The organism is Pseudomonas sp. Root401 (assembly GCF_001425105.1).
Lineage (GTDB): Bacteria > Pseudomonadota > Gammaproteobacteria > Pseudomonadales > Pseudomonadaceae > Aquipseudomonas > Aquipseudomonas brassicacearum.
Map to the genome: position 1 here is coordinate 51,995 of NZ_LMDO01000034.1, position 19,604 is coordinate 71,598.

A 19,604-nucleotide genomic window follows, 5' to 3' on the forward strand; every position below is an offset into this window, starting at 1 on the left:
CCCACTGGTTGAGGTGGTGGCAGCTGGACAGAAATCAGGGGGCAGTTCAGCCCGCCATCTGTATCAGAGCCCCACCGTAAAACTTCAATTCGCGTTGGTGGAAGTTGCCTGCGTCGATGCCGGAGCCGCCAAACTTGCAACGGCAAAAGCCAGTCCGGGAGTTGACCGAGGTGACGGTCATCCAGAAAGGGTGACGATCACCTTTGGTCACAACCTCATCACCCTGGGCGAATAACATTTCCGAAAGAACGGCAATCGGGGGCAGGTCAGCAACTGTTGCGAGAATGGTAGTCATGGCGATGATCCATTGGTTGGGTGCGGGATCAAATATCCAACCAAGGGCGCGGTGTCATCGCAGTGGCGAGAGATAAATCTCACTTCCATCGTTTGGAAGCGAGTCCGTCAGGGTATGCAAAAGAAAAGTTAGGTGTGGTGGGGGCTAAAAGTGGGAGTATCGGTTCACGCCCGATCAGCTACCGGATTCGTCACCTGGAGCTGCTTTGAACAGATAGTCCTTCAAATCACGCAGCGCCCCTTTACCATCCTGTATTTCATCGAGTATTTCATTCGCTACGCTGTTACCCCATTCGGCGTAGCCAGCAATGTCGTGTTGCACAGAAGCTTGGCTCATCCGAGGATGCTCCCTCCGATAACCCGCATAGTGGGCTAGGGTGCCGGCCAATATAAGTGCGTCACTGCACTCGAAAGGAGACAGTCCAAGCGCATCAGCGGCTTGAAGGAATGCCATCGCAGCCAATTCGGACTTGTTCTCCAATCGCTCGGCGGGGAGTGTTCCTGTTTCATGCAGAACCTTGACGGCCTGAACTATCGTCGGCAGCGCTGGCCATGTTTGATAATGCTCGTTGAACCACACCCCAACAACGCGAATTTGGTCTTCGCTGCCGCCAGTCTCTGCGAGGCCGTTACCCCATATCTCTGTAGCGCGTTTGGACAGTTGACGATCCCCTGGAAGGTTCGTCAGTGTTGAAAAGAAGGTTCGAACAAGCTTTATGCCTTGCAAGCTCACGGGCTCATCAAAAGGATTCAACTCAATATCCTCATTGCACTGGGAGGGTGGTGGAAAGCTTTCCCAGACCTTGACCTTCATCCCCGCCAGCGGGAATCGGCGACCAAGCCCTATCCTTGTCGCTACTTTCGCTCACGCAAGAGGGTAGCCCAAGCGCCAATCTGGCAGCGAGGATTGTCTGCACGCTGCAATTGGCATCGTTCGCGATTTCTTGATCTGGTGCGTGCCCAAGGCGTTGCCGGATCGAATAAGGTAGTTGCTCAGTCTGCATGGAGGCCCCTAGGAAGCATATCGAGGCCATCCTATTGAGGGTTGATTGACTGTGCCACCCAACACGACGCGCTTACTACAGATTAAAAACCCGCGCATGCGCGGGTTGGGCTACTACTGCGCCTCAGATCGACCTTTGACGACCTATTAGGCGGCTTGTTGGTGATCGCGCCAAGCTCGGATGTTGGTCTGTACATGTTGCGCTGCCGAGACAATGGCAGCACAGATGCTGGGCTGGCTGCCCAGGCACGCGAGCGCTCTTTCGTTGGTGTACTCGCAATGGAAGATGAACCAGTAGCGCAGCTGGCCTGCTCTGGTGCTGACCGCCATGCCCGTCCAGTCGGAGGGGTACTCAATGAACACGGCAGCGTTGTCCGGCGCCGGCCCGCAGATTTTGCCACTGTCGAGCATGAAAGGCAGCGAAGTGTATGTCAGCTGCTCCATTAAATTGCGTGGGTAAGGCAGGTTATCGAGCACAATTTGAATTGCAGCTTCGGCAATCTGTAGGTCGGTCATCGGCATCGGGCGTGTCCTCAACTCGCAATTTGTATGCGCCAATTCTCGGTTCTATTGCAGTGTGTCATCGGGCACAGCCTTGAAATGCTCGCGCCCGAATAAGGGAACCGACACCTGATCAGGTGAGGTGGCCAATGTGGCAGACGCGGAAGAAATCAAAGTCTTCCACTGTTGCAGGCCGCAGTTTCTCGCTGGGCAAAACGCTTACCGGGCCATTGAGAGGGTTGTGGCCACCACGGATTACGCTGCCGGCCAGCACGCCGAGCGTCAATGGAGTCTGGGGGATGCGATAGCAAAGGGTGTGCTCACCCAAAACAACGTATTTGGTCAGAGCATCATCTGAGTTAGAAGCGGGAGCGCTGACTGTGTTAGTAGCCATGGATCAGAACTCCAGGACGCCCAGCTCGACAAGATTGGTTTTGATTTCGGCGAGGGCAGCTGTGGCCTGCTCGTCAACATCGGTGGACGCTTTCAGGGCAGCCTTTTCGATGCGTGCGTGATCGATTTCGCCGAGCAGTTCAACCGAGAGGTCGATGATGGAGAGTCCCTGCGTATTGATCAGGCGTGCGGTATGGCTGTGGAGAACGCTTTCTACGTCGTCAGCGGTTACTTGAAATGCAGTGTGGGCCATGATGTTTCTCCAATGGGTTGTTCGATGGTGCCCATTGTCATCTTGGTCAAACGGTGTCATCGCAGGCGCATGGAAGTTCTCATCCCAGATAATCGGAAATGAGTCGCCAGGCTTGTGCAAATGCCACGGGTTCGATTGAAGGGAAGCGAGGCTTTCGCCAGATTGTTGAAAACCATCTTGCGGAGAGAACTATGGAAGCTGATCAGAATGACCCTACAAAACCGTTAAATGCTCTGGGTTCTGTCGGACGTGTAAGCGCGGTTTTACTCGGCGGCGCCTTGCTCACCCTGACCCTGATCTTGGGTGCGGTGGGTTTGCGATCCATTACCAGCGTGCAGCACGCGATTTTACAGGCGGTACTCAAAGCACCTGAGTCGCCTTATCTGGACAAGCTCATCACTTCATGGTCTGACCTAGCAGTGCCTTTGTCATTCTGTCTGGCAGCGCCTGCCGGCCTATTTCTGATCGCGAGCATCATGGCCTTTCGGGGAGAACTGACTGTGACTTACAAAAAGCGGGCATAAAGCCCGCTCGGTGAACAGTTAAGCCGGCAGGCTTGCATAAATTTATGCGGGAACCTGATTCGAGCTGCGTAGCGCGGCACCCATTTCACCCAGCAGGGGGTGGTCAACCAAAGTCGCCTCAAGGTCTTTTACTGTGGCTTCAACAGGCAAATCACGAATCGTAGCCACCAGAGCCTGCATCAACTCGGAACTCAATTCTACGCCGCTAGCTTTCACCAGCAGTTCAGCGAGATAAGCCTGCTGGGTCTCTGTCATCAGGCCGGGCCTGATCGGCGAGGCGGCAATGGGGAGCGTCCTCACGTCGATACTTCCGTTTTCAATGCCCGCGATTACATTGTTGATCGCTGCATCGAGGCGTTTATCGTCCTGGGCGAATTCGAGAAGTTCCCGAACAGTCTTGCGCTCCATAATCACTGCTCCAGTGTGTAGGCCGGCACCTGCCGTAGGCTGAGGACTGATCATAGCCTGCCGGCCAGCAATCCTCCTAAGCGCCGATGTCATCACACTTGAGTGGGTTGGAGCCTTGGTGGTCATTCCCGAGCCCGACCCTGGGGAATGGGGAAGTCAGTCGTCCTGACTGGTGCGCACGATAAAACTCTCTTTCCATTTATTCGATGGTCAGCCCCATGCGGGCGAGCCCTGATGCGCATGGGGCCGCCGCTGTTCTACACGAGGTGTTCGGAAGCGATGATCTTAGTTTTCATCAGCCGTTCGCCAGGGAACAAAAACAGCATGAACAGCAAATTGGTGATTAAAAATACTGCGACGACTGAACAGACAAACACATTTTTTGCTTGGCTGTCCGAAAACGCATTTTTCACCATGCCGCTCAAGGTTTTCTCATCAACCTTTTCGCCAGCGGCAGCGGACTGTGCGAGCTGCAATGTGGCAACCGTGGCGTCGTTGCTTGTCGTCATGTACCAAAACATCGGTAGTAGCAACAACCCTGGTAGCAGCGCTAGAACTAAAAAAGTTGCTCTAACTTTTTTGGTCATCGCGGCATAGCAGCTGCCGAGTTCATGCAAATAGGTATTCACGGTAAATTCCTTAAATTCAAAGAGGCGGATGTGCCATAGGCATCGTAATTACCGGGGGTATCGGTCTCAACACAACTTGCTGCACTTGCTCTAGGTGATGAGCCGCTTCATGTCGCATGGCGCTGCTTTGAAGGCTTGCACGCTTGCTAGGGCTGCGATTGATCATGGCTACGCCGGATACCGGCGCTTCGCGAGGCCGCAGCCGCTAGACCGGAACTCTAAGCACGCATCAATGCCGTCTTAACTCGCTGCAAGATCGACAGCGAGCATGCGCCTTAACGTTTCACGACAGAAAGGTCTACGCCGCCATCCCACTCAGCCGTGACGCTTGCGCCGCAGGTGCTGCAATTCGTGTCCTGGTAGGGAGTAAGCACGGTCATCTGTAGCTGCCCGCGAGAGTTGCACTCTCCGCACTTGTACGAATACAGGGCAGTTGGCCGGGTGTCTCCAGCCATTGGAATTTCACGATCCCGTCCAAGCGCGTCCCGACCACAAGAAGGGCAGGCGCCACTCCAACGAAAGCCGTCTTCTTCGGAGTCGTATCGTTCGGTATAGATCGGGTGAGCGCAGTGAAAGCAGTGTTGGATTTCGTCACACTCGTTCACTTTCACATAGGGGATGCGGGCCATCGTCTCACCTCAATCTGGGTTGTGCCGGCGCCGTTGCCCCGGCCTTCACGCAGAGATAGTAGCCCCACTCCTAATGATTGGGGCTCAGGATACGATCAGCGAATGGTGCGTGGATGGATTGCCGTTACGCTTGCTCGCGAAGTCGTGCAAAGGCTGCCAAAAGCTTCGGGCAGACCACGCGCCAAATCGGAGCCTCGACATACCCGGCTGGGGCAGTTTTGCCGGTATCCACAAATTGGCCACTTTCCAGAAAGGCCGAGACTCTTGCTTCTGGAAGATTCCACACGGGGACGCCCATTTCATCATCCGCGATTTCGGCATCTACTAGATTCACCGACAGGGTGCCCCAGGACTCGCCGTTCTCGCACATCAATTGCAGGGCAATCCTCCTGTTGGCGTAAAGCCGGGGGATCATTGTCAGTTCTTCCACTGGGTTTGCTCCTTCGCTTCCAATTACTCTGATTGAGTCCGGGTTTCTGTTTGCAGTATCACTGCCGCACCAGATCGCATACGCGCTACAGTCGTGACCTGCACTTCGATTGCGGAGACTGTTTCCTCCATGCCGATGATTGGACGCTGGCAGTTATGGCAAGCCTCACCGTTGCTGACTGGCTCAGTTGTGACGGCGCTATCTAAAGCGCAGCAGTAATAGCTCACGCCCTGTGCGGTGAAGAACTGTCCATGGCAGTTGTGGTTCATTTGTGTCCTCCGTTTACTCGTTGCTGGTGTTTGTTGTCTGCTCGATCAACTGCGGAGACTGTTCGCGTAGAGCTTCAAAACCCTTGCGCATTGCCATATCGTTCACGAACGCTTCAAGCTCGATCTTGCCGGCAGTTACATTCCGCTCCATGGTTTCCCGCATCTGTTTCTGGATAAAGCCCATGGAGTTAGGAAGGCCGACGCTCAAAGTCTGGGCCATGCCTAGCACTTCCTTGAGCGCTGCCTTGCTCATCTTTCCTTCTTCTGCGCACTGCGCGAGTCGTTCAACAAGCTCGGTTGCGGTGGCCACATAGCCATCACATTTTTCGCGGACTTCACGCTCGAACGTCTCGGTCATGGTTTCAACCTTTTCGATCCGAGGAATCAACTGCAACGGAGCTTCTTCGATAGGACGAAACTCGTAAGTAATGGGAACGCCGGCACCACCAACCGAGCTGACAAATGTTGCCCATTGGGCTTCGCTCATTTGGAATTGCACCACTTCGTCATCAGAGTGATACCAGTCGCGGCTCAGGTGTCGATCCTGGATGGCAGTGTGAAGCGTGACCGTCAGAACGCTACGATGGTTGAGGTCGGAACCGAACAGGTGGACACCACCTGGATTTACCGAGGTCTTCGCAACGCTGATTAAGCCGTAGGCAGGGTGGGAGTGGCGTTCACCATCATGTGGCGCTTCCAGGGGGGTTACAACGGGCTTCATGGTCTTGAACATTATTGATCCTGCATGGCGATGGCGCCCCTGCGCAAGGGACGCTGATTATCCAGTCACGAACATAGGCAGCTCAGGGTAGAGAGCATCACCAATGGCATTCGCGGGCTTTTGTGCTGAGAAAGTATGTCCTCGCCATAGCCGTGTCATTGGAGAGCAGTATAAATCGTGCGCACCCAGATTCGGATTTGAGGCGGCGAAGGATCTAGAAGCCCCCGACCAACCAAAAACGAACAGCCCCCGAGTTTGAGGCTATGGCCTGATCTTGTTTTGCGGGGACTCAGATGGATGCGAGGGATGAGCTGCACGAACCATGCGTGGATACCGGGCGGGACTCTACTCGCCTGTCCTTGAGCAACAAGGCCGATGATGAGGATGATCGCCTCCATCCTTTAGCCTGGGGCCAGCACCAAAAAGCATCGTAAGGGCCTTCAATCCTGATCCAAACAACCCGATCACATCCCGGTGTACGCATCACATGGGTAGCGTCGTGGGGCGCTTCTGACCAGTTTGCCGTGGGCTTGGGATGACGGCGATATTCGGTACGCGCAGTAGCATGGCCTGCGAGTGCTTTCAGGTCTACCACGCGTCGTTCTAAGTAGCCGGCAGCCTCCAAACGCCCGCAGCGGTAAGAAGGCCTTGTAACCTGCGCGTGTGCTACGTCGAACCATCCAGAGTCAGGTAGATCGTCCAGGGCGGCTCGATCTGCATCGGTGAGGGGCTTGGTCTTCACTGTCGTCATAGCAGGCCTTGACTCACTCGGTTTCGCAGAGCGAGCCAACCTCTTTCACATCGTAGAGGTCAAAATTGCCGTCATGCTCGATGTTTAATGAGTGGCAGGCAGCGGCTACATCGGCACCTGTCACGCGGTCGGGAAGCATGTGACGCTCGCGGCACCAATCAGCAATGTCATGGAGCTGTTTTGACGTTAGACGTGTCATGGAGCGCTACCGTTGAGCTGCTGGCGGAGGGCGGCGGAAAATATCGCGAGCGGTTCTTCCTTCTCCAGGGCGACAAACAAATCTTCCACTGAGGTTTGTTCTGGAAGGCCTGCGACTGTCTTCTGCAAGGCAGCACGCTGCCTTTCGTCGATTGTGACACCGGACGCCTGCTCCAAGAATTGCGCCACAAAAGCCCGATCCGGTTTCAACCCAACAGCGCTGTGACCAGCGACTTTAACGAAATCGTTTGCTCTGATTCGCGCCGTTTCACTCCCTGAGTTGTGGTTCTCGAAAACCGCGCTGAGGCGTCCGTCATTTTTGCTCATGTGCTTGCTCCTTAAGAGAGTCGGTGTGGGCGCTCAGGCTAGCTGGCTGTAGCTCTTCTCAGCATTGTTTCCCAGCCGCTGGGCGTTGGGCATTCCTCGGCGGTTTGGGTTGACTGCAAGCAAGCGGTGCGAGCCCGAGACCGATCAGTGGCAATCACGGTAGCGACGATCAGCACGAGAATCAGCGCTGTCGCGACCGTGATACTCCCGAGGCCGAACCTCACTACTTTCCTAGAAATATCAGAGGCCAAGGTCTGCCGCCGCCATGCCCTTGATTTCGGCCCATTTGCGGCCTAAGACTTCGACCTTGGCCGCGTCCTCATCACTCAGCAACACCACCGACTCAACAGGATAGTTGAGGTTGGTGAGTTTGCCGCTTACAGGCGCTCGCATGTGAACGACACTGCCTTCTTTCAGCGGGCCTGCGGGGTACTCCAAGCGTGTACCGACCCAGACCTTCCCTTGATGGGGCTGGCAATCGATCACGATGCCATCGCGCACAAACCATTCGGTGAAGTCCTGGCCACGGTCGGCGAGGGTGATTTTTTGAACAGTTGCCATGATGATGCCTCTTGGGTGTGACTGGATTGATTACCTATCATGCACCCGGTTTTTATGTGTCATCGCCGAGGCGAAGTGTTTTACCGCTTTATGAGCCGGGTATAGGTGAATACTGGCTGCCCAGATTCGGAATCGATACCCTCGGTGGGTTCACTCGCTAGCACGGCGCTGGCCACTCGTTGCGATGCGATGTTCTCTTTTCCTACCACGGCCTCAATGTAGAACTGAGTAATGCCGTGGCGCCCCAAGCCTGCACTCAACTCCTGGATACCGGCCTCCAGAATTTGCTTGGCCCAACCGCGTTGCCGGTACGCTTCGGGCACCGCGTAGCCGATGTTGAAACAAGCGATGCCGTCGATAGGCTCATGATGCACAAACAGCGCGATAGCCTTGACCCGGCCATGCTGAATCCGAGCAAAGGTATAGCGGGTGACTCCGTTTGGCTGGTCGAGCACCACCCTCACTTCCGAACCTAGGCCCGTAGGATGTGTCGGCATGCCTCGGCGAACCTCTCGTTGAAGGCTCACAAGTGCATCCATAGGGTCAGCAATCTGCTGAGAGGCTGATTGAGTCATTGGCTAACCACGCGCAAGCCGAGCGCGGCGGCGCTGGAAGATGCCAACTCAGGGGTGTCCCAGCAGCCAATCCAGAACTCCTGTTTGTCCGTGGGGGCGACCGCAAAGGGAGGTACATCTGCGCCACATTCATTCTGTTTGTAGATCACTACCTCAACCCCCTGTAACAGGTACTCAGTCATTTCAGCCCGGCACTCTGGGAATGCAGCTTCAACATGTTCTCGTTGTGCTGTAGTAAGTTCCATAAAACCTATCGCCCTGTGACACGGTTGAAAATAAACGCGCCTATGCCGGCAAGCACGGTTTTGCAGACGCCGTACACAGCCAGTGCGGCAAGAACTGACCAGAAGATTTCGGGGTTGATAGCCATAGCTGATTCCATAGTTTGATCTGACGCCTAGCGACGCCATTCTGTAGGCATGCCCCGGAACTAGCGGGCCTTCTCGATATCCCATTCTACGATGGGAGGGTGCTTGTCTGTTACTCCAGGCCGGGGATCGTGGCAGGCGAACGTCCATCGCGACGGCGATGCAGCAACTCATCCGCCAGCTGCTGTGCGTACTTCTCAACTTCCATGGCCCTCGGGATGTGCAGCCCTCGACTTCGGCGTAACGCTTTGAAGGCCTTAAGGCTGACCGGTACGGTGTAGTAGAGCGAGAGCTGATCCCATGGATTACGGATATCACCGAGTGGGTCAATACGGTCGAGGATTGAGTTGCCCCTGTAGGTGTCTACGCCCAAGTGGCGAAGCTCTGCTGGAATGCCATCCAGTGGCAGGCCTGTCACTGTCATCACATCGAAGACCGACGAAACCTCCAGGCTGATGAACAGCTGAGCTTCTTCTTCTCGGTTCACCGCGCAGCAATAAAAACCATACGTGTAGTCGATCAGGCGAAGCGTGTCCGCCAGCGATTTGCCAGCCCTGGCGCGGCTTCCGACGCGCTGGTTGCGTACAGGCTCGTAGCGAATCTTGATCGATCGGTGACTGTTAATCACCTGAACACCACTGCCTTTACCGTTGATCAGCTTGCCCTGACCCAACGCCAGCAGCGCATCCTGGTGCGCCGGGGTGTCCACGCTGACGCGTTCATGGTTCAGCGCCATCAAATCATCAACGAGTTTGGGGAGATACTTGGCGGCAGCTTTGTAGAACCAATCCTGTACAGCCTCCTTGCGATTCTTGAAATCCTCTTTCACAAGTTGCGCAATGGCCTGCACTTGATTGTGCCGAGCCAAGAAATGGCAGTCTCGTATGACACGCTCAGGTGTGGACAGGGCGGTCGAGGACAGGCCTTGCAGACTCAGGCGAGGTAACTTTTCCTGCTCATAGAACGGCAAACTGTCTATGTCGCGACGGATAAGTTCGAGTTGGCCATCCCTGCCCAGTGCGAGAAGGGGTGTCTCATGGTTGAGCGCGGTAGACGGCACGTACAGACTGTCGTCTGGAACACTCGCGGCAAAACGTTCTTCCATCCAGAGGTTCGGATTGTAGCGTTCCGCCCATTTAGGCTCGATGGAATGCAGAAACCGGCTATTCAACTCGGAGCTGGTTCGGGTTTCCAGCTTGAGTTCGTATTCAATGGGCACGGGTAGCTGGTCGCAACTGCCGGCCCACTTGTGGGGGAGGCGCACCATGGAGCCAGTCGCCAGCTGGGGTTCGGCTACCTTGCGCGTGAAGTAGCGTTCGCGGCACTGGTCGATAAAAAGGGTGAGCCACAGCAAATCCCAGTCTTGCAGATCGGACAGGTTGCCGAGCACACGCAGACCGGTGTCAGAAACCATTAAAGCATTGCCGGCGTCCCCTTCGCTTGCTCGCCGTCCATTGTCCCCCCACTTGATGCCCAGCAGGTCGTAGGGAAAGTGGCTGCCTTCGATTCGGTTGAGGTTGTACCTGTCATTGCGAGCCCGCATCCGGGCCTCTTGCAGCGGATGTTCGTAATTACCCTTGTCGGTGAGAACAATGATGCGCCCACCCGCGTTAATCACCATCACGAAAAAGCTGTCGCTGATGTTCGGAGCAACGATTACGCACAGTGAAAACCCGACTGGGATGCGCCGAGCATGGGAAATGAGTTCTTCAATTGAGTCGAAGGCGAATACCAAGCGGCTGACTTTCGCCTTGGCCACGTCGTCCACTGGCCCATCGCAAACCATCAGCCGTGTGAGGCGTGAAACCCCATGGTAGGCATCGAGCCCGACAAAGCAGCCGCTATCCCGGACAAATTGACGACTTTTCTCATCCAAGGTCTGTGGCGTGAGTTCGCGGTAGTGGGCGAGGGCGCCTTCGCAATAGGCGTAGAAATCGTCGAACAGGGTCACCGAGGCGTTGTCGCTGAATAGGGCGTTCATACGGCCAACAAGATCGACTCGGGCTTTCAGGCGCTCGTTGCCGGCGAGAATGTCAGCCAGCGTAAACGACTCGGCGGCAGCGAATTGCTCGGCCAGCGTCTTTACCACCAGCGCAACGGTCAAGTCATCCTCAACTGCCTGGGCTTGCTGTACCCGCTTATTGGCCTGATAGAGGTCGAAAGACTCACCGCCCACCGTGAATGAGTAGGAGCTGCTGCTGACGGATTTTCCCGTCAGTTCTTCCCAAAGGGATACAGCCTGGGCGCGAATGCTTTTGTCTGTGCTCACGGCGCGGGTTCCTGTCGCTGGTTACGGCATCGTTTCAAAGTTGGATTGGGGATAGTCAGGCTGCGGGCTCAATTTCTTCCCATTCCCAAAACTCGATGCTGGGCACCTCGTCTTCATCCCCGTCACGGTCACAATAGAAGTCCAGGCTAACGCCTTTGTCGTTTGGCTCAGCAATGACCTCTCCGACCTCACCGCCACGCGTCAAGCCGAATTCTTGCTTGATGGTCAGCGAATCGCCAATTTTAACGTGCTTGGCCCAATCAGGTTTTCCCTGATTGACTCCATTGCATTCTAAGGAAATATCCGACAGTGCCTCGGGCTCCTTCTTACCGCAGTCGGAGCACCAGTTGATTCCAGGGCCTTCCTTGTGCTGGTTTGGATGACGGCAGTTCGTTGTTTCGTTCATCGAAATGTCCATTGCTTAAATAGAGAGCGCGAAACCCACGCCCCGATACCGCCAACCCCCCAATGAAGGGGGAGTGAGCCAAGCGGGCTACCAGTTCAGGGACGATCCCCGTATCTCAACGGTGGGTATCAGTGCCGTTTTTAATGAGCATCAATTCCGCAGCGATGAGTTCATCTTTCTCATCCTGACCCAAGGCATCCCACTGGTTATATTCATCAGCATTTGCGTTCCAGCGATCCGCAGCGCGTTTCGCAAGGCTGTCGAACAGTGCTACACAAACGGTGCTGTCAGCACGTCGCAAAATTTCGTCCTTTTGCTGCCGCGTTCCTGCTTTTGCCAAGTCCACTGGATCTGCGTTACTGGTGACCGTGGCGACCACACCGTATTTTCGACCTTGCATGCGGAAGAACTCGAAAACTTCAACATCATTGGGGCTCAGCGATGCAAAGGGACGGCCATTCAGCTGAAATGCCTTCACAAGATCGGCCATCACAGAATCTGTGATTGAACCCAGCATGGCGACAAGTTCGGTCGCCAGGGCACCTTGAGTTGGGGATGACGCGAGGGTGCGATTGCTTTTATCTGTGCTCATGCTACGGGTTCCGGTAAATGGTCACTGCATCACTCAATGACAGGTTTCTTGGCGCAATTACCGCGCCTCTCTACTGACCCGGCCCCGGCAATGCCGAGGCTTGGTGCGCTGGTTTAAGAGTTCAACCACTCATCGTAGGTTTTAATCTCCCAACCCAATTGAGTGGCTTGTTCAACGTAGATTTCGTAACGGTCTCGAAGGGTGCTCATCGCTCATTTTCCTAGTTGGTGGCGCATTGGCGAATCAATCACTGAGGTTACTCAACCCAAGTTGATCAGGAGGTCATCATCGCCCTAGAAAACCTGTGTCATCGTCACTGGGATACTTTTTTTGTGTTCCGAGTCTTCAACGCCGAAAGAAAGATTTCGCGTGGCAGTGATGGTGCGATTGCCGGGTTGGCCTGAGTCCAACTCTCATAGTCGGCGCAGCTACCCACCTGCAAGCAGCCTGTAGCGTTCATTTCATGCGCGTACTGACATTGGTGCAGAACTTCATTACTGGCGTCAGGACGCTCCATCTGAGCGGTATCAGCCAATGTGGTGGCGTGAGTTCGGGTGATTACGTCGCAGTAGCCCGCTGCTACGGAGACTGCGTACTCTTTGAGGTACTTAGCGGGTAGTGGCTGCTCCGGCGCGTCAGGCGCGGCGTATGCGGTGCCTGTCAAGAGGCCGAGTATTGCGAAGCAGATGATCTTCATGTCTTGTCCTATGCTGCGCGAGTGGTGGGTTTAAGCCAGTGCAACAGGCTCTGCGCGACCTCCTGGCTGGCGCCAGTAGTAGCGAATTCTGATATGTGACCTTGCGCATTAGCTGCTCAATAGTCTGAATATTTACGTCGTTGTCCTATACCTCGTCGATGTACTGCGCAGGGTCGAAAAGCAATTGGCCTGGCTGATTTTTGCAGCGAATAGCGACTAGGGTTCCATCCTCAAATTCAAGGTCATACTCGTGCCATTGCCGCGTCAAAAAAGCGGTGTCGTAAACGTTGAGCGTTCCCGTGAAATTCACGTCCCCCAGTGGACGTTCGACCTGGACAGAAACCGAGTCGAGAACCAAACGACCTGCTTTTGTGATGGTGTAGTTATCCATCAGGCAGTCGAGGTCTTTTGTCTGAAAGCCGTTCGACTCAAAGCCGTCCGGCATCCTGTAGCTGAAATTCACCTCGTCGAACATTCCCAAATCGTTTTCTCTTAACTTTTGACGTGATCAAAAAAACCCTCGGACTCAAGCTCTTTGTACTGCTGCTCTAGTATCCAGCCCCGTACTTGTTCTGCCGACAACCTTTCTGGCGAAACCTGCATTTCCTTTGCCGCAGCATCGCGGTTGGCTTCAATTTCGGCCTCTTCTGCAAGTGCTATCAATACTTCATCTTCCTCCGTTCGGCTTCGGCCAACGGCAATCCGTGTGAAGTCGTACAGATTGGAGCAGTGTCGGCAGAACAGCAGTGCTACCTTCGCATTTTCAACCTCGACCTCTGCCATTTCTCCGCGAAGCCCGTGCCAAGTTTCTTTGGCGACGGTAATGGTCATGGTCGATTGGCCCTCAGTGATCCAAGCATGGCACCGCGAACAATTGGTGATGACGTGCTTGATCGGTGTAATGGTTGCAGTCATGGCTCTTTTCTAATGTGTCTGTGACTATCGGCAATCCACGACAGCACTAGATACATCAACGCAACTAAAGCCATAAAGAACACCGTGTCGGTGTGCCTGGATAGCAGGTGAGTTTCCAAGGCGACTGCGAGTTGGCTACCTGAGCGAAAGAAGATCGCGCCTCCTTGGTAAGTGGCCAGGGCTCCAATGACGACGCTGAGAAACATCGCGGTAATTCTGTTCATCGACTTTTCCTAGGTGTCCAGGCTGCCGGACAAAAGTGCCAGCAGGTTGTCTTTCTTCTCGATATCGGCTGGTTGCGATGCGATGACCTTCAACGGGCCATGGCACTCAGGGCATTCAATCTTCCGGTTCATGGGCGTTTTCCTAGCGATCTGCGTTAATCGGAATTCGGTGGAAAGTCTCACAAGGCAGCCCGGCGTCGCGGCAGGTATGGCAACAGAACCAATCCTCATAACCGCCCAGTGACTCATCCTCGCCCGTGTACACCGTTTCCCATTCACCGTTCAGGGAACCGCTCTGACAGTGCTGGCAAGCTGCGTCGTGACCTTGAGCACCAGCCCGGCAAGGGCTTACCTGAATAATGAAACCCGCCGACGATCCCTTCATGCTCGATTTCCTACAACGTTTCGAGCTGTTGAGGCTGAGCCAAATTGAAGCCCTCCCAAGCGCCGCGCACCCACTCCACTGCATACCGTCCGTTACGGTTGCGCTCAAGAATGGTTTTGAGCATCGCATCGCTAGCGGAATATCCAAACCGCTCCACTGCAACACGCTTAACGCCTGCCTCAAACTCCGGGCGCTTATCATCCAGAGGCTCTGCTGGGTAGATCTGCTCTTCGGTCATGGTTCAATTCCTAGGACGGGTAATGTCATATTTAGAATTCTTCAAAATGATTAACTGAATTGCACATCATCCAGCCACCATTTGTTCTTTCTGCGCTGGCAGCAGCTGTGTATCGGTACACCCTGAACCAGCATTTTGAGACTTGGGAAATGCCTTGTCGTGTTTGCCATCGCAAGAATGGCATAGGCGACGTTTAGTGAGGTCTGCGCTGGCAGGCACCAAAAACCACCTTCCACGAGCCTTCATTTTCCAGTTGTTGTTTTTTGGCTTGTGGCCGCAAAGCGCTACGCCTGTCTGGGGCACCACCCAGTGCAGAACGTGGCCACCATTTGCCCTGGCCAGCACGGGATGGGGACTATCACCAAAGCCGCTGCTGCCTATGCCCTGCTTGCCGAAAATCAGCGGTGAGAGGTTCCCAATAGGGGAGGCCGGTCTCCCATCAGGGAACTGACACTCATAGTGAGCCCCATTGATTGTGTAGACGGCATCGTGTCCCCAGCGGATGGACTTACCGCAGAGGCAGCACACACCTTCGTCGATGCAGAATTCGATAAACTCGCGACTCAGCATTGATGATCACCATGAGTCGAACATTCCGGTTCAACCCACTCCTGGGGCTCACCGATGATGCGCGTGGCCGTAGCCTTGCACGATGCGATGCTCTTACCGCCACGCGGAAACTCCATCCATTGCTTCCCTCGCGGCCCATGCACGTTGTCAATCTCGTAAGTGCCGTCAGCCAGTGCAGTGATCGTCAGCTCATTGCGATTGCCCTGATTGGCGATAAGAACGGTCTTGCCCGGCGTGAATTCCTGCTGGCGCCGGGCAAGTCGCGGACTGGTTGCCTTTGGCTGGCTTGGACTTGGCAACAATTCCATATGGCCGGCAACGCCAAGCGCACCTGTTCGATCCCCATTCTGGCGAGCGAGGATCAACGCGTTGCGAATCTCTGTGGCCAGGGGAGGCGGCACACACGCCAGAACGAAGTCTTTCCAGAACAGGTTGATGTAGCCCTGCCACTCGTCGCCGAGTAAGTCAAAGAAGCCAAAGCCATCGGGATTGATGCCTTGATCCTCTGGCTCTGCATCTACAGGACGCAACCGCTGCGACTGAGCAGCCAGCTGCCCGTGTGGGTAGCCATTCGGCTTGAAGGTGCCTCCCGGCTTGCACACGACCATTCCCGCGTCCGTTCGCCTGACGACCTTTGCCTCGAACAGCCGCTTAATGCCGTCGTAGACGGCCACGGCATCACCGGCATTCAGCGTTGCAATCCACGCTGTCACAGCTAGCTGATCCATATGGAGCCTCAGTTCTTATCGGCTTTGGCTTGTGCTTCGGCCAGCAGCCCACGCACGCGCTCGATTTCCGCCGCACTGTGAGGCGTTCCTCCAGCGTTCAAGTCGAGGTACTGGGTGAGAAGCTGCTCGCGGCTGGTGAAGTCATAGACGGCGACCTTCACATAGAACTTGCGTGGGCTGTAGGCAGTGCTCAGCAACTCTTTGGCTGAGTAGCCGAATGGCTTAACGTTGCCTTTGACGAATTCAGTAATGGCAGTGAAGCGTTGCAGACCGTCAACGCATTGCAGGCCGGGCGGAAGGTCGGTATCTGCTTTGGTAACATCGCTCCAGCTGGGACTGTTGAACTGGATCAGCAAGCCGCTGACCGGGACGACGCCGCGCAGGCAATTTTCGATGTAGTGGGCTTGCTGTTCCGGCGTCCAAACGTGCCCGCGCTGAAAGTCTGGGATCAGCTCCAAGCCACCGTAATCTTCGCCAAGCCCAATCAAGGCGCGTTCCAGGCCATCCCAGCGATAGTCCGCAGACCAGCGTGCAGTGCGCAGGGGCTTAACAAGGGTGTCGAGATGTTGTTCGAACTCGCTGATCTGGCGTGCCATGGTTGAATTCCGTATCCGAGGGACAACAGTGTCCGTTCTTTGAGGTGCCCAGTATGTCCGAGGAACACTCGTGTCACGACCTACTGCTCGTAACACAGCAAATTCCTCGGGGGCCAAACTAGGATCTGAGGCATTCAATGCCGGGACGCGTCGCTGTCCCACTTTCCGGCTTAGCGCGCTATAAGGTCGCATTGGGCTGGCTCAATGCTCACAGTGTTGGACGTTGATCGTGCCGTCAGCGGTAGCAGAAGGGGACAGCCGCTGATCTGAACCGCACCAGCTGATCTTTCTGCCGCTTGGTTGGCCCTGTACGAGGATATCCTGGCAGCATTGCGTCACCGGAGCATGGTGAGCTTCGACAAATTGAAAGGCTTGGCTGTCGAAGCATCACTCTCCTAGCCTAAGCGTCCAGCTTTAGGTTTCAACCCAATTCATCCCAGTTGCTCATCGTCGGCTCCCAAAATGGGTGGCGGAAATCCGCGCATGCGCGGACTTATCGAATGAACCTGCGGTGGGTCGGCTTTACCCGTACTCGCGAACTGTTGCGGCAAATGCCTTGAGGCCATCGGCCAGGGTGTCTAGCTGATCAAGCGGAAAAGACTTGGGCACTTCAATGGTGATGGTAGGTGCTTCGCCCACAAGCAGATAGGCATGGGCAATACGCTTGTGCTTGCCTTTGACGTTCATCCCTGCGGTAACAGTTCCCCGGACACTACCGCTAGGCTGTTCGAACAGGTCTGCCTCAATTTTCACTTCGCCGGTCATTCTTCGTCGCTCTGGTTTGACGTTCAGTTGTTTTCAGGCTGGTGGGACTTTCAGTCAGCTAGGCCAGCTACACCGTCCCCGATCCACAAACGGGTTGCCACGCGTTGGATGATTGCAATGTCTTCGTTGCTGGTCGGGACTTTCAGCAACTGGCCAATGAACGCGTCCTGGGCAATCTCTCGGCAAAAGTCTGGGCGGTTATAGCCTGAGCGAAGCAAGTTCGAATATCTCTCTGCACCAAGCAGGCGCTCAACAGCGCTGTCGAACTGATCCTTGGTGATTGGCGTCGATTCCGAGGCTGGGGAGTCGGCAGTCGCGACTTGCTGCCAGTGCCCATTGATACCTTTTTTGCGGAATAGCTGGCCGGGCTTTGACAGCGCAAGTCGTTCGTCCTCGTCGTTCACGCCAGCGTCCCACTCTCGCATCATGTAGACGGTGGTGCCGATCAACTTGGCGGCTTCCTTCTGACTGGGCGCTGCCACCATCACTTCGTGTATGCCGTCCAGATTCACGCAATATGCTTTGTTCTTGGCCATGAATGACACGTTCCCTAAATTCGATTGTTGTGGTCTCAGCGAAACAAATTTGCCGAAGCCTGTTATGTGAAGTGGCGATTAATAAACCGTGGCTTCAACCTGCGGACTGAACGGTTGCCGTCGAACTGGATGTTCGAGCGCCCAGCATTCGCTGCACTGCGTATGGGGCCGAACTCCTGGTGACCGCAGCCGGTGTACAAAAACGCGAATACCGCGCTGAGCTGGCACGCCGTAGCTTTTGCGATTCCAAGCCATAGCTGCCATCGCTGCCTTTTCCCGATCAAGAGTAATGGAACTTGAGGTACTTGCCTTTGGGCAGCGGAATCCACACCCAACCGGCAAAGTCGTCGCCGGACATGCCCCCATTGCTGTATTGGTCGAGGTAGATGTAGCGGAACGCAGTGCCCGGTTCATCCTGTCGATTGCCGGCATGGGAATCGGCAATTTCGAACTCGCAGGTGTAGTCACAGTCATCGATGAATTCGTTGATGTGTTTGAGCTTCCGCGCCCCGACAATCGTTGCGACATACGCCAAGGCTTCCTCGCGTTTTTGTCGCTGCTGGCGGTCATGTTCCAGCGCTGACGCGTTGGCTTCTTCCATGATCCGTGCGTAGTCGGCATCTGTCATTCCCAAGTCCATGGTTCGCTCCTGTTCGAGGTTGTGTGTTCAGGGCCGCTGCGGCTCACGATTACGTCATATCAACGTGAACCATGGCCGCATTGAGCGAAGTGCTGTGGAATGATCAGCCGGCCAGCAGGCTCAGTTGCTCGGTGGGGGCATTGTCGCTGATAACCCACTTGGTGCAAGCCGGTGGAAGGCTGGTAACGGTGTAAAGCCGGTTGTAATCGTTTGGCACCTCGATGTGAATCTCACTGCCCTTGGTGCTGGCGCCCAACTCTTTGACCGCTTGCTGGATTTTGCTTTGCTCCCAGCTTTCCACCGAGACAGCCGTGTCGATAACGACTTTGACGCCTTGGCTCGGAATGAAGGGCGCGCTATTGATCGCCTCCCGATATGCTTTGATACGGGTGCGGTAGCTGCCTGGGGCTTGCAGTTCCGATTCCCATAGGTTGGTCACGTAATTGGCCACGTAGCTGTAAGCCCAGCCGTCACAGCGCCAGCAGCCGTCGTCGCCCTTGACCAGAATGCAGTCGGAATCAGCGTTGATTTTGTGGAAGCGAGGCGACTCCACGGCGAAAGCCTTGGCTTTTGCTGGCGCGTAGCCCAGTGCGGGGTTGCGCATGCCATAAACCGGGGTGCTGCGGTTTTTGAGGATTCGCCAAGCGCCGAGGTGGATGCCGTTGAAGATTACTCCGAGGGCTTCGGAGTCGCCGTAGAGAGAGGCGCCAACGGTCTGACCGTCTTCCAGTGCCTTGGCCAGTGCGGCACCACCGGCAACTGTTTCAAGCTGGGGCTTCACCTTGACGAATTCGTCTTCGCCGATAACAGCAGACCAGCCTTTTGAAACAGAAAGCTCGAACTGAAAGTCATCCAGTTCTACAGGGTTCTCCAGTTCCTTGAGCCAGCCGGCGATGTAGCCCTCTGGTGTGATGTTGCGACCGCCAGTGCCTTGGAGCATGCCACCCTCGCAAGAGGATGCAGACCAGAAGATGATGCGCATGACGGCAGCCAAGTCGCCGATAGCGCGTGCGCCCCAGCGAGGTGTACGTGGGGTCACGTTCTTCTCGTAGGTCTCTTCGTAAAGGACGTAGAAGGTTTTCCCGTCGGCGTTATTGAATGCTGCGACCAGTTTGCCGGTGGTGACGGTAGCGCCCATGTTCTTGCTCCAATCAGAGGGGCGTTGAGCCCCGCGTTTTCGATGGAGTAAGTGTCCATGGGAAATAGGAG

General features: G+C 55.3%; 32 protein-coding genes. 1 reads left to right on the forward strand and 31 read right to left on the reverse strand.

The window, feature by feature from the left end:
* Window positions 1-46: 46 nt before the first annotated feature.
* From ASC85_RS21800 to ASC85_RS21820, 5 genes are all read right to left on the reverse strand, one after another.
* On the reverse strand, window positions 47-295 hold the full coding sequence (locus ASC85_RS21800) for a hypothetical protein (RefSeq protein ID WP_057451279.1): 249 nt from the start codon (window positions 293-295) through the stop codon (window positions 47-49).
* Window positions 296-469: 174 nt separating this feature from the next.
* The gene (locus ASC85_RS21805) at window positions 470-1,108 is read right to left on the reverse strand and encodes a hypothetical protein (protein ID WP_057451280.1); all 639 of its coding nucleotides are present in this window, start codon (window positions 1,106-1,108) and stop codon (window positions 470-472) included.
* Window positions 1,109-1,444: 336 nt separating this feature from the next.
* Entirely contained in the window at window positions 1,445-1,819 is a 375-nt protein-coding gene (locus tag ASC85_RS21810; RefSeq protein WP_057451281.1) for a hypothetical protein, read from the reverse strand.
* Window positions 1,820-1,931: 112 nt separating this feature from the next.
* A complete protein-coding gene (locus ASC85_RS32220; RefSeq protein WP_156395676.1) occupies window positions 1,932-2,192 on the reverse strand; it encodes a hypothetical protein in 261 nt (86 codons plus the stop codon).
* A gap of 3 nt (window positions 2,193-2,195) precedes the next feature.
* Window positions 2,196-2,444: a hypothetical protein gene (locus ASC85_RS21820; RefSeq protein ID WP_057451283.1), complete on the reverse strand. Its 249-nt coding sequence runs from the start codon at window positions 2,442-2,444 to the stop codon at window positions 2,196-2,198.
* Between the two features lie 191 nt (window positions 2,445-2,635).
* Here ASC85_RS21820 and ASC85_RS21825 point away from each other — a divergent pair, with 191 nt between their 5' ends.
* On the forward strand, window positions 2,636-2,968 hold the full coding sequence (locus ASC85_RS21825) for a hypothetical protein (protein WP_116892974.1): 333 nt from the start codon (window positions 2,636-2,638) through the stop codon (window positions 2,966-2,968).
* 42 nt (window positions 2,969-3,010) lie between these two features.
* On the opposite strand, the gene ASC85_RS21830 is transcribed toward ASC85_RS21825, so the two are convergent.
* From ASC85_RS21830 to ASC85_RS21935, 26 genes are all read right to left on the reverse strand, one after another.
* Entirely contained in the window at window positions 3,011-3,376 is a 366-nt protein-coding gene (locus ASC85_RS21830; RefSeq protein ID WP_057451285.1) for a hypothetical protein, read from the reverse strand.
* A 257-nt stretch (window positions 3,377-3,633) separates the two neighbouring features.
* Window positions 3,634-4,005, reverse strand: coding sequence for a hypothetical protein (locus tag ASC85_RS21835; protein WP_057451286.1), 372 nt, complete (start codon window positions 4,003-4,005; stop codon window positions 3,634-3,636).
* A 753-nt stretch (window positions 4,006-4,758) separates the two neighbouring features.
* The gene (locus ASC85_RS21840; protein WP_234821198.1) at window positions 4,759-5,064 is read right to left on the reverse strand and encodes a hypothetical protein; all 306 of its coding nucleotides are present in this window, start codon (window positions 5,062-5,064) and stop codon (window positions 4,759-4,761) included.
* A gap of 23 nt (window positions 5,065-5,087) precedes the next feature.
* Complete coding sequence (locus tag ASC85_RS32225; RefSeq protein WP_156395677.1) at window positions 5,088-5,333, reverse strand: hypothetical protein; 246 nt, start codon at window positions 5,331-5,333, stop codon at window positions 5,088-5,090.
* Window positions 5,334-5,346: 13 nt separating this feature from the next.
* Entirely contained in the window at window positions 5,347-6,066 is a 720-nt protein-coding gene (locus tag ASC85_RS21845; protein ID WP_057451287.1) for a hypothetical protein, read from the reverse strand.
* A 752-nt stretch (window positions 6,067-6,818) separates the two neighbouring features.
* Entirely contained in the window at window positions 6,819-7,004 is a 186-nt protein-coding gene (locus ASC85_RS32230; RefSeq protein WP_101165605.1) for a hypothetical protein, read from the reverse strand.
* The gene (locus tag ASC85_RS21850) at window positions 7,001-7,330 is read right to left on the reverse strand and encodes a hypothetical protein (protein ID WP_057451288.1); all 330 of its coding nucleotides are present in this window, start codon (window positions 7,328-7,330) and stop codon (window positions 7,001-7,003) included. Before ASC85_RS21850 ends, ASC85_RS32230 begins: the two co-directional genes overlap by 4 nt.
* 240 nt (window positions 7,331-7,570) lie before the next feature.
* Complete coding sequence (locus ASC85_RS21855) at window positions 7,571-7,891, reverse strand: hypothetical protein (protein ID WP_057451289.1); 321 nt, start codon at window positions 7,889-7,891, stop codon at window positions 7,571-7,573.
* A gap of 80 nt (window positions 7,892-7,971) precedes the next feature.
* Window positions 7,972-8,388, reverse strand: coding sequence for an N-acetyltransferase (locus ASC85_RS21860; RefSeq protein ID WP_236712387.1), 417 nt, complete (start codon window positions 8,386-8,388; stop codon window positions 7,972-7,974).
* 74 nt (window positions 8,389-8,462) lie between these two features.
* Window positions 8,463-8,711 (reverse strand): hypothetical protein, encoded by a 249-nt coding sequence (locus ASC85_RS21865; protein ID WP_057451291.1) that lies wholly within the window; start codon window positions 8,709-8,711, stop codon window positions 8,463-8,465.
* Between the two features lie 235 nt (window positions 8,712-8,946).
* Window positions 8,947-11,103 carry a hypothetical protein gene (locus ASC85_RS21870; RefSeq protein WP_057451292.1) on the reverse strand — a complete coding sequence of 719 codons (2,157 nt, stop codon included), beginning with the start codon at window positions 11,101-11,103 and terminating at the stop codon, window positions 8,947-8,949.
* Window positions 11,104-11,158: 55 nt separating this feature from the next.
* A complete protein-coding gene (locus ASC85_RS21875; RefSeq protein ID WP_057451293.1) occupies window positions 11,159-11,509 on the reverse strand; it encodes a hypothetical protein in 351 nt (116 codons plus the stop codon).
* Window positions 11,510-11,624: 115 nt separating this feature from the next.
* Window positions 11,625-12,101, reverse strand: a complete 477-nt coding sequence (locus tag ASC85_RS32235; RefSeq protein WP_156395678.1) for a hypothetical protein — start codon at window positions 12,099-12,101, stop codon at window positions 11,625-11,627.
* A 313-nt stretch (window positions 12,102-12,414) separates the two neighbouring features.
* Window positions 12,415-12,798: a hypothetical protein gene (locus ASC85_RS21885; RefSeq protein ID WP_057451295.1), complete on the reverse strand. Its 384-nt coding sequence runs from the start codon at window positions 12,796-12,798 to the stop codon at window positions 12,415-12,417.
* Between the two features lie 145 nt (window positions 12,799-12,943).
* The gene (locus tag ASC85_RS21890; protein ID WP_057451296.1) at window positions 12,944-13,273 is read right to left on the reverse strand and encodes a hypothetical protein; all 330 of its coding nucleotides are present in this window, start codon (window positions 13,271-13,273) and stop codon (window positions 12,944-12,946) included.
* Between the two features lie 17 nt (window positions 13,274-13,290).
* Complete coding sequence (locus tag ASC85_RS21895; RefSeq protein ID WP_057451297.1) at window positions 13,291-13,713, reverse strand: hypothetical protein; 423 nt, start codon at window positions 13,711-13,713, stop codon at window positions 13,291-13,293.
* Complete coding sequence (locus tag ASC85_RS21900; RefSeq protein ID WP_057451298.1) at window positions 13,710-13,937, reverse strand: hypothetical protein; 228 nt, start codon at window positions 13,935-13,937, stop codon at window positions 13,710-13,712. The genes ASC85_RS21895 and ASC85_RS21900 overlap by 4 nt, the downstream gene beginning before the upstream one ends.
* Before the next feature lie 9 nt (window positions 13,938-13,946).
* On the reverse strand, window positions 13,947-14,069 hold the full coding sequence (locus ASC85_RS33460; protein WP_269085269.1) for a hypothetical protein: 123 nt from the start codon (window positions 14,067-14,069) through the stop codon (window positions 13,947-13,949).
* A 263-nt stretch (window positions 14,070-14,332) separates the two neighbouring features.
* Window positions 14,333-14,560 (reverse strand): hypothetical protein, encoded by a 228-nt coding sequence (locus ASC85_RS21905; protein ID WP_057451299.1) that lies wholly within the window; start codon window positions 14,558-14,560, stop codon window positions 14,333-14,335.
* A 66-nt stretch (window positions 14,561-14,626) separates the two neighbouring features.
* Window positions 14,627-15,130: a hypothetical protein gene (locus ASC85_RS32240; RefSeq protein WP_156395679.1), complete on the reverse strand. Its 504-nt coding sequence runs from the start codon at window positions 15,128-15,130 to the stop codon at window positions 14,627-14,629.
* The gene (locus ASC85_RS21910) at window positions 15,124-15,858 is read right to left on the reverse strand and encodes a hypothetical protein (protein ID WP_057451300.1); all 735 of its coding nucleotides are present in this window, start codon (window positions 15,856-15,858) and stop codon (window positions 15,124-15,126) included. The genes ASC85_RS32240 and ASC85_RS21910 overlap by 7 nt, the downstream gene beginning before the upstream one ends.
* A gap of 8 nt (window positions 15,859-15,866) precedes the next feature.
* The gene (locus ASC85_RS21915) at window positions 15,867-16,454 is read right to left on the reverse strand and encodes a DUF262 domain-containing protein (protein WP_057451301.1); all 588 of its coding nucleotides are present in this window, start codon (window positions 16,452-16,454) and stop codon (window positions 15,867-15,869) included.
* Window positions 16,455-16,976: 522 nt separating this feature from the next.
* Complete coding sequence (locus tag ASC85_RS21920; protein ID WP_057451302.1) at window positions 16,977-17,219, reverse strand: hypothetical protein; 243 nt, start codon at window positions 17,217-17,219, stop codon at window positions 16,977-16,979.
* Between the two features lie 50 nt (window positions 17,220-17,269).
* The gene (locus tag ASC85_RS32740; protein WP_177343176.1) at window positions 17,270-17,755 is read right to left on the reverse strand and encodes a hypothetical protein; all 486 of its coding nucleotides are present in this window, start codon (window positions 17,753-17,755) and stop codon (window positions 17,270-17,272) included.
* 280 nt (window positions 17,756-18,035) lie between these two features.
* Window positions 18,036-18,395 carry a hypothetical protein gene (locus ASC85_RS21930; RefSeq protein WP_057451303.1) on the reverse strand — a complete coding sequence of 120 codons (360 nt, stop codon included), beginning with the start codon at window positions 18,393-18,395 and terminating at the stop codon, window positions 18,036-18,038.
* Window positions 18,396-18,498: 103 nt separating this feature from the next.
* Window positions 18,499-19,533: a hypothetical protein gene (locus ASC85_RS21935; protein WP_057451304.1), complete on the reverse strand. Its 1,035-nt coding sequence runs from the start codon at window positions 19,531-19,533 to the stop codon at window positions 18,499-18,501.
* Window positions 19,534-19,604: the final 71 nt, after the last annotated feature.

Coding starts and splice junctions, on each gene's coding strand:
- ASC85_RS32230 (WP_101165605.1), bottom strand. CDS start 7,004: ATGACACGTCTAACGTCAAAACAGCTCCATGACATTGCTGATTGGTGC.
- ASC85_RS21800 (WP_057451279.1), bottom strand. CDS start 295: ATGACTACCATTCTCGCAACAGTTGCTGACCTGCCCCCGATTGCCGTT.
- ASC85_RS21865 (WP_057451291.1), bottom strand. CDS start 8,711: ATGGAACTTACTACAGCACAACGAGAACATGTTGAAGCTGCATTCCCA.
- ASC85_RS21820 (WP_057451283.1), bottom strand. CDS start 2,444: ATGGCCCACACTGCATTTCAAGTAACCGCTGACGACGTAGAAAGCGTT.
- ASC85_RS21855 (WP_057451289.1), bottom strand. CDS start 7,891: ATGGCAACTGTTCAAAAAATCACCCTCGCCGACCGTGGCCAGGACTTC.
- ASC85_RS21915 (WP_057451301.1), bottom strand. CDS start 16,454: ATGGCACGCCAGATCAGCGAGTTCGAACAACATCTCGACACCCTTGTT.
- ASC85_RS21890 (WP_057451296.1), bottom strand. CDS start 13,273: ATGTTCGACGAGGTGAATTTCAGCTACAGGATGCCGGACGGCTTTGAG.
- ASC85_RS21920 (WP_057451302.1), bottom strand. CDS start 17,219: ATGACCGGCGAAGTGAAAATTGAGGCAGACCTGTTCGAACAGCCTAGC.
- ASC85_RS32740 (WP_177343176.1), bottom strand. CDS start 17,755: ATGGCCAAGAACAAAGCATATTGCGTGAATCTGGACGGCATACACGAA.
- ASC85_RS33460 (WP_269085269.1), bottom strand. CDS start 14,069: ATGAACCGGAAGATTGAATGCCCTGAGTGCCATGGCCCGTTGAAGGTC.
- ASC85_RS21830 (WP_057451285.1), bottom strand. CDS start 3,376: ATGGAGCGCAAGACTGTTCGGGAACTTCTCGAATTCGCCCAGGACGAT.
- ASC85_RS32225 (WP_156395677.1), bottom strand. CDS start 5,333: ATGAACCACAACTGCCATGGACAGTTCTTCACCGCACAGGGCGTGAGC.
- ASC85_RS21810 (WP_057451281.1), bottom strand. CDS start 1,819: ATGCCGATGACCGACCTACAGATTGCCGAAGCTGCAATTCAAATTGTG.
- ASC85_RS21850 (WP_057451288.1), bottom strand. CDS start 7,330: ATGAGCAAAAATGACGGACGCCTCAGCGCGGTTTTCGAGAACCACAAC.
- ASC85_RS21845 (WP_057451287.1), bottom strand. CDS start 6,066: ATGTTCAAGACCATGAAGCCCGTTGTAACCCCCCTGGAAGCGCCACAT.
- ASC85_RS21930 (WP_057451303.1), bottom strand. CDS start 18,395: ATGGACTTGGGAATGACAGATGCCGACTACGCACGGATCATGGAAGAA.
- ASC85_RS21935 (WP_057451304.1), bottom strand. CDS start 19,533: ATGGGCGCTACCGTCACCACCGGCAAACTGGTCGCAGCATTCAATAAC.
- ASC85_RS32240 (WP_156395679.1), bottom strand. CDS start 15,130: ATGCTGAGTCGCGAGTTTATCGAATTCTGCATCGACGAAGGTGTGTGC.
- ASC85_RS21905 (WP_057451299.1), bottom strand. CDS start 14,560: ATGACCGAAGAGCAGATCTACCCAGCAGAGCCTCTGGATGATAAGCGC.
- ASC85_RS32220 (WP_156395676.1), bottom strand. CDS start 2,192: ATGGCTACTAACACAGTCAGCGCTCCCGCTTCTAACTCAGATGATGCT.
- ASC85_RS32235 (WP_156395678.1), bottom strand. CDS start 12,101: ATGAGCACAGATAAAAGCAATCGCACCCTCGCGTCATCCCCAACTCAA.
- ASC85_RS21825 (WP_116892974.1), top strand. CDS start 2,636: ATGGAAGCTGATCAGAATGACCCTACAAAACCGTTAAATGCTCTGGGT.
- ASC85_RS21885 (WP_057451295.1), bottom strand. CDS start 12,798: ATGAAGATCATCTGCTTCGCAATACTCGGCCTCTTGACAGGCACCGCA.
- ASC85_RS21875 (WP_057451293.1), bottom strand. CDS start 11,509: ATGAACGAAACAACGAACTGCCGTCATCCAAACCAGCACAAGGAAGGC.
- ASC85_RS21805 (WP_057451280.1), bottom strand. CDS start 1,108: ATGAAGGTCAAGGTCTGGGAAAGCTTTCCACCACCCTCCCAGTGCAAT.
- ASC85_RS21900 (WP_057451298.1), bottom strand. CDS start 13,937: ATGAACAGAATTACCGCGATGTTTCTCAGCGTCGTCATTGGAGCCCTG.
- ASC85_RS21910 (WP_057451300.1), bottom strand. CDS start 15,858: ATGGATCAGCTAGCTGTGACAGCGTGGATTGCAACGCTGAATGCCGGT.
- ASC85_RS21860 (WP_236712387.1), bottom strand. CDS start 8,388: ATGCCGACACATCCTACGGGCCTAGGTTCGGAAGTGAGGGTGGTGCTC.
- ASC85_RS21895 (WP_057451297.1), bottom strand. CDS start 13,713: ATGACTGCAACCATTACACCGATCAAGCACGTCATCACCAATTGTTCG.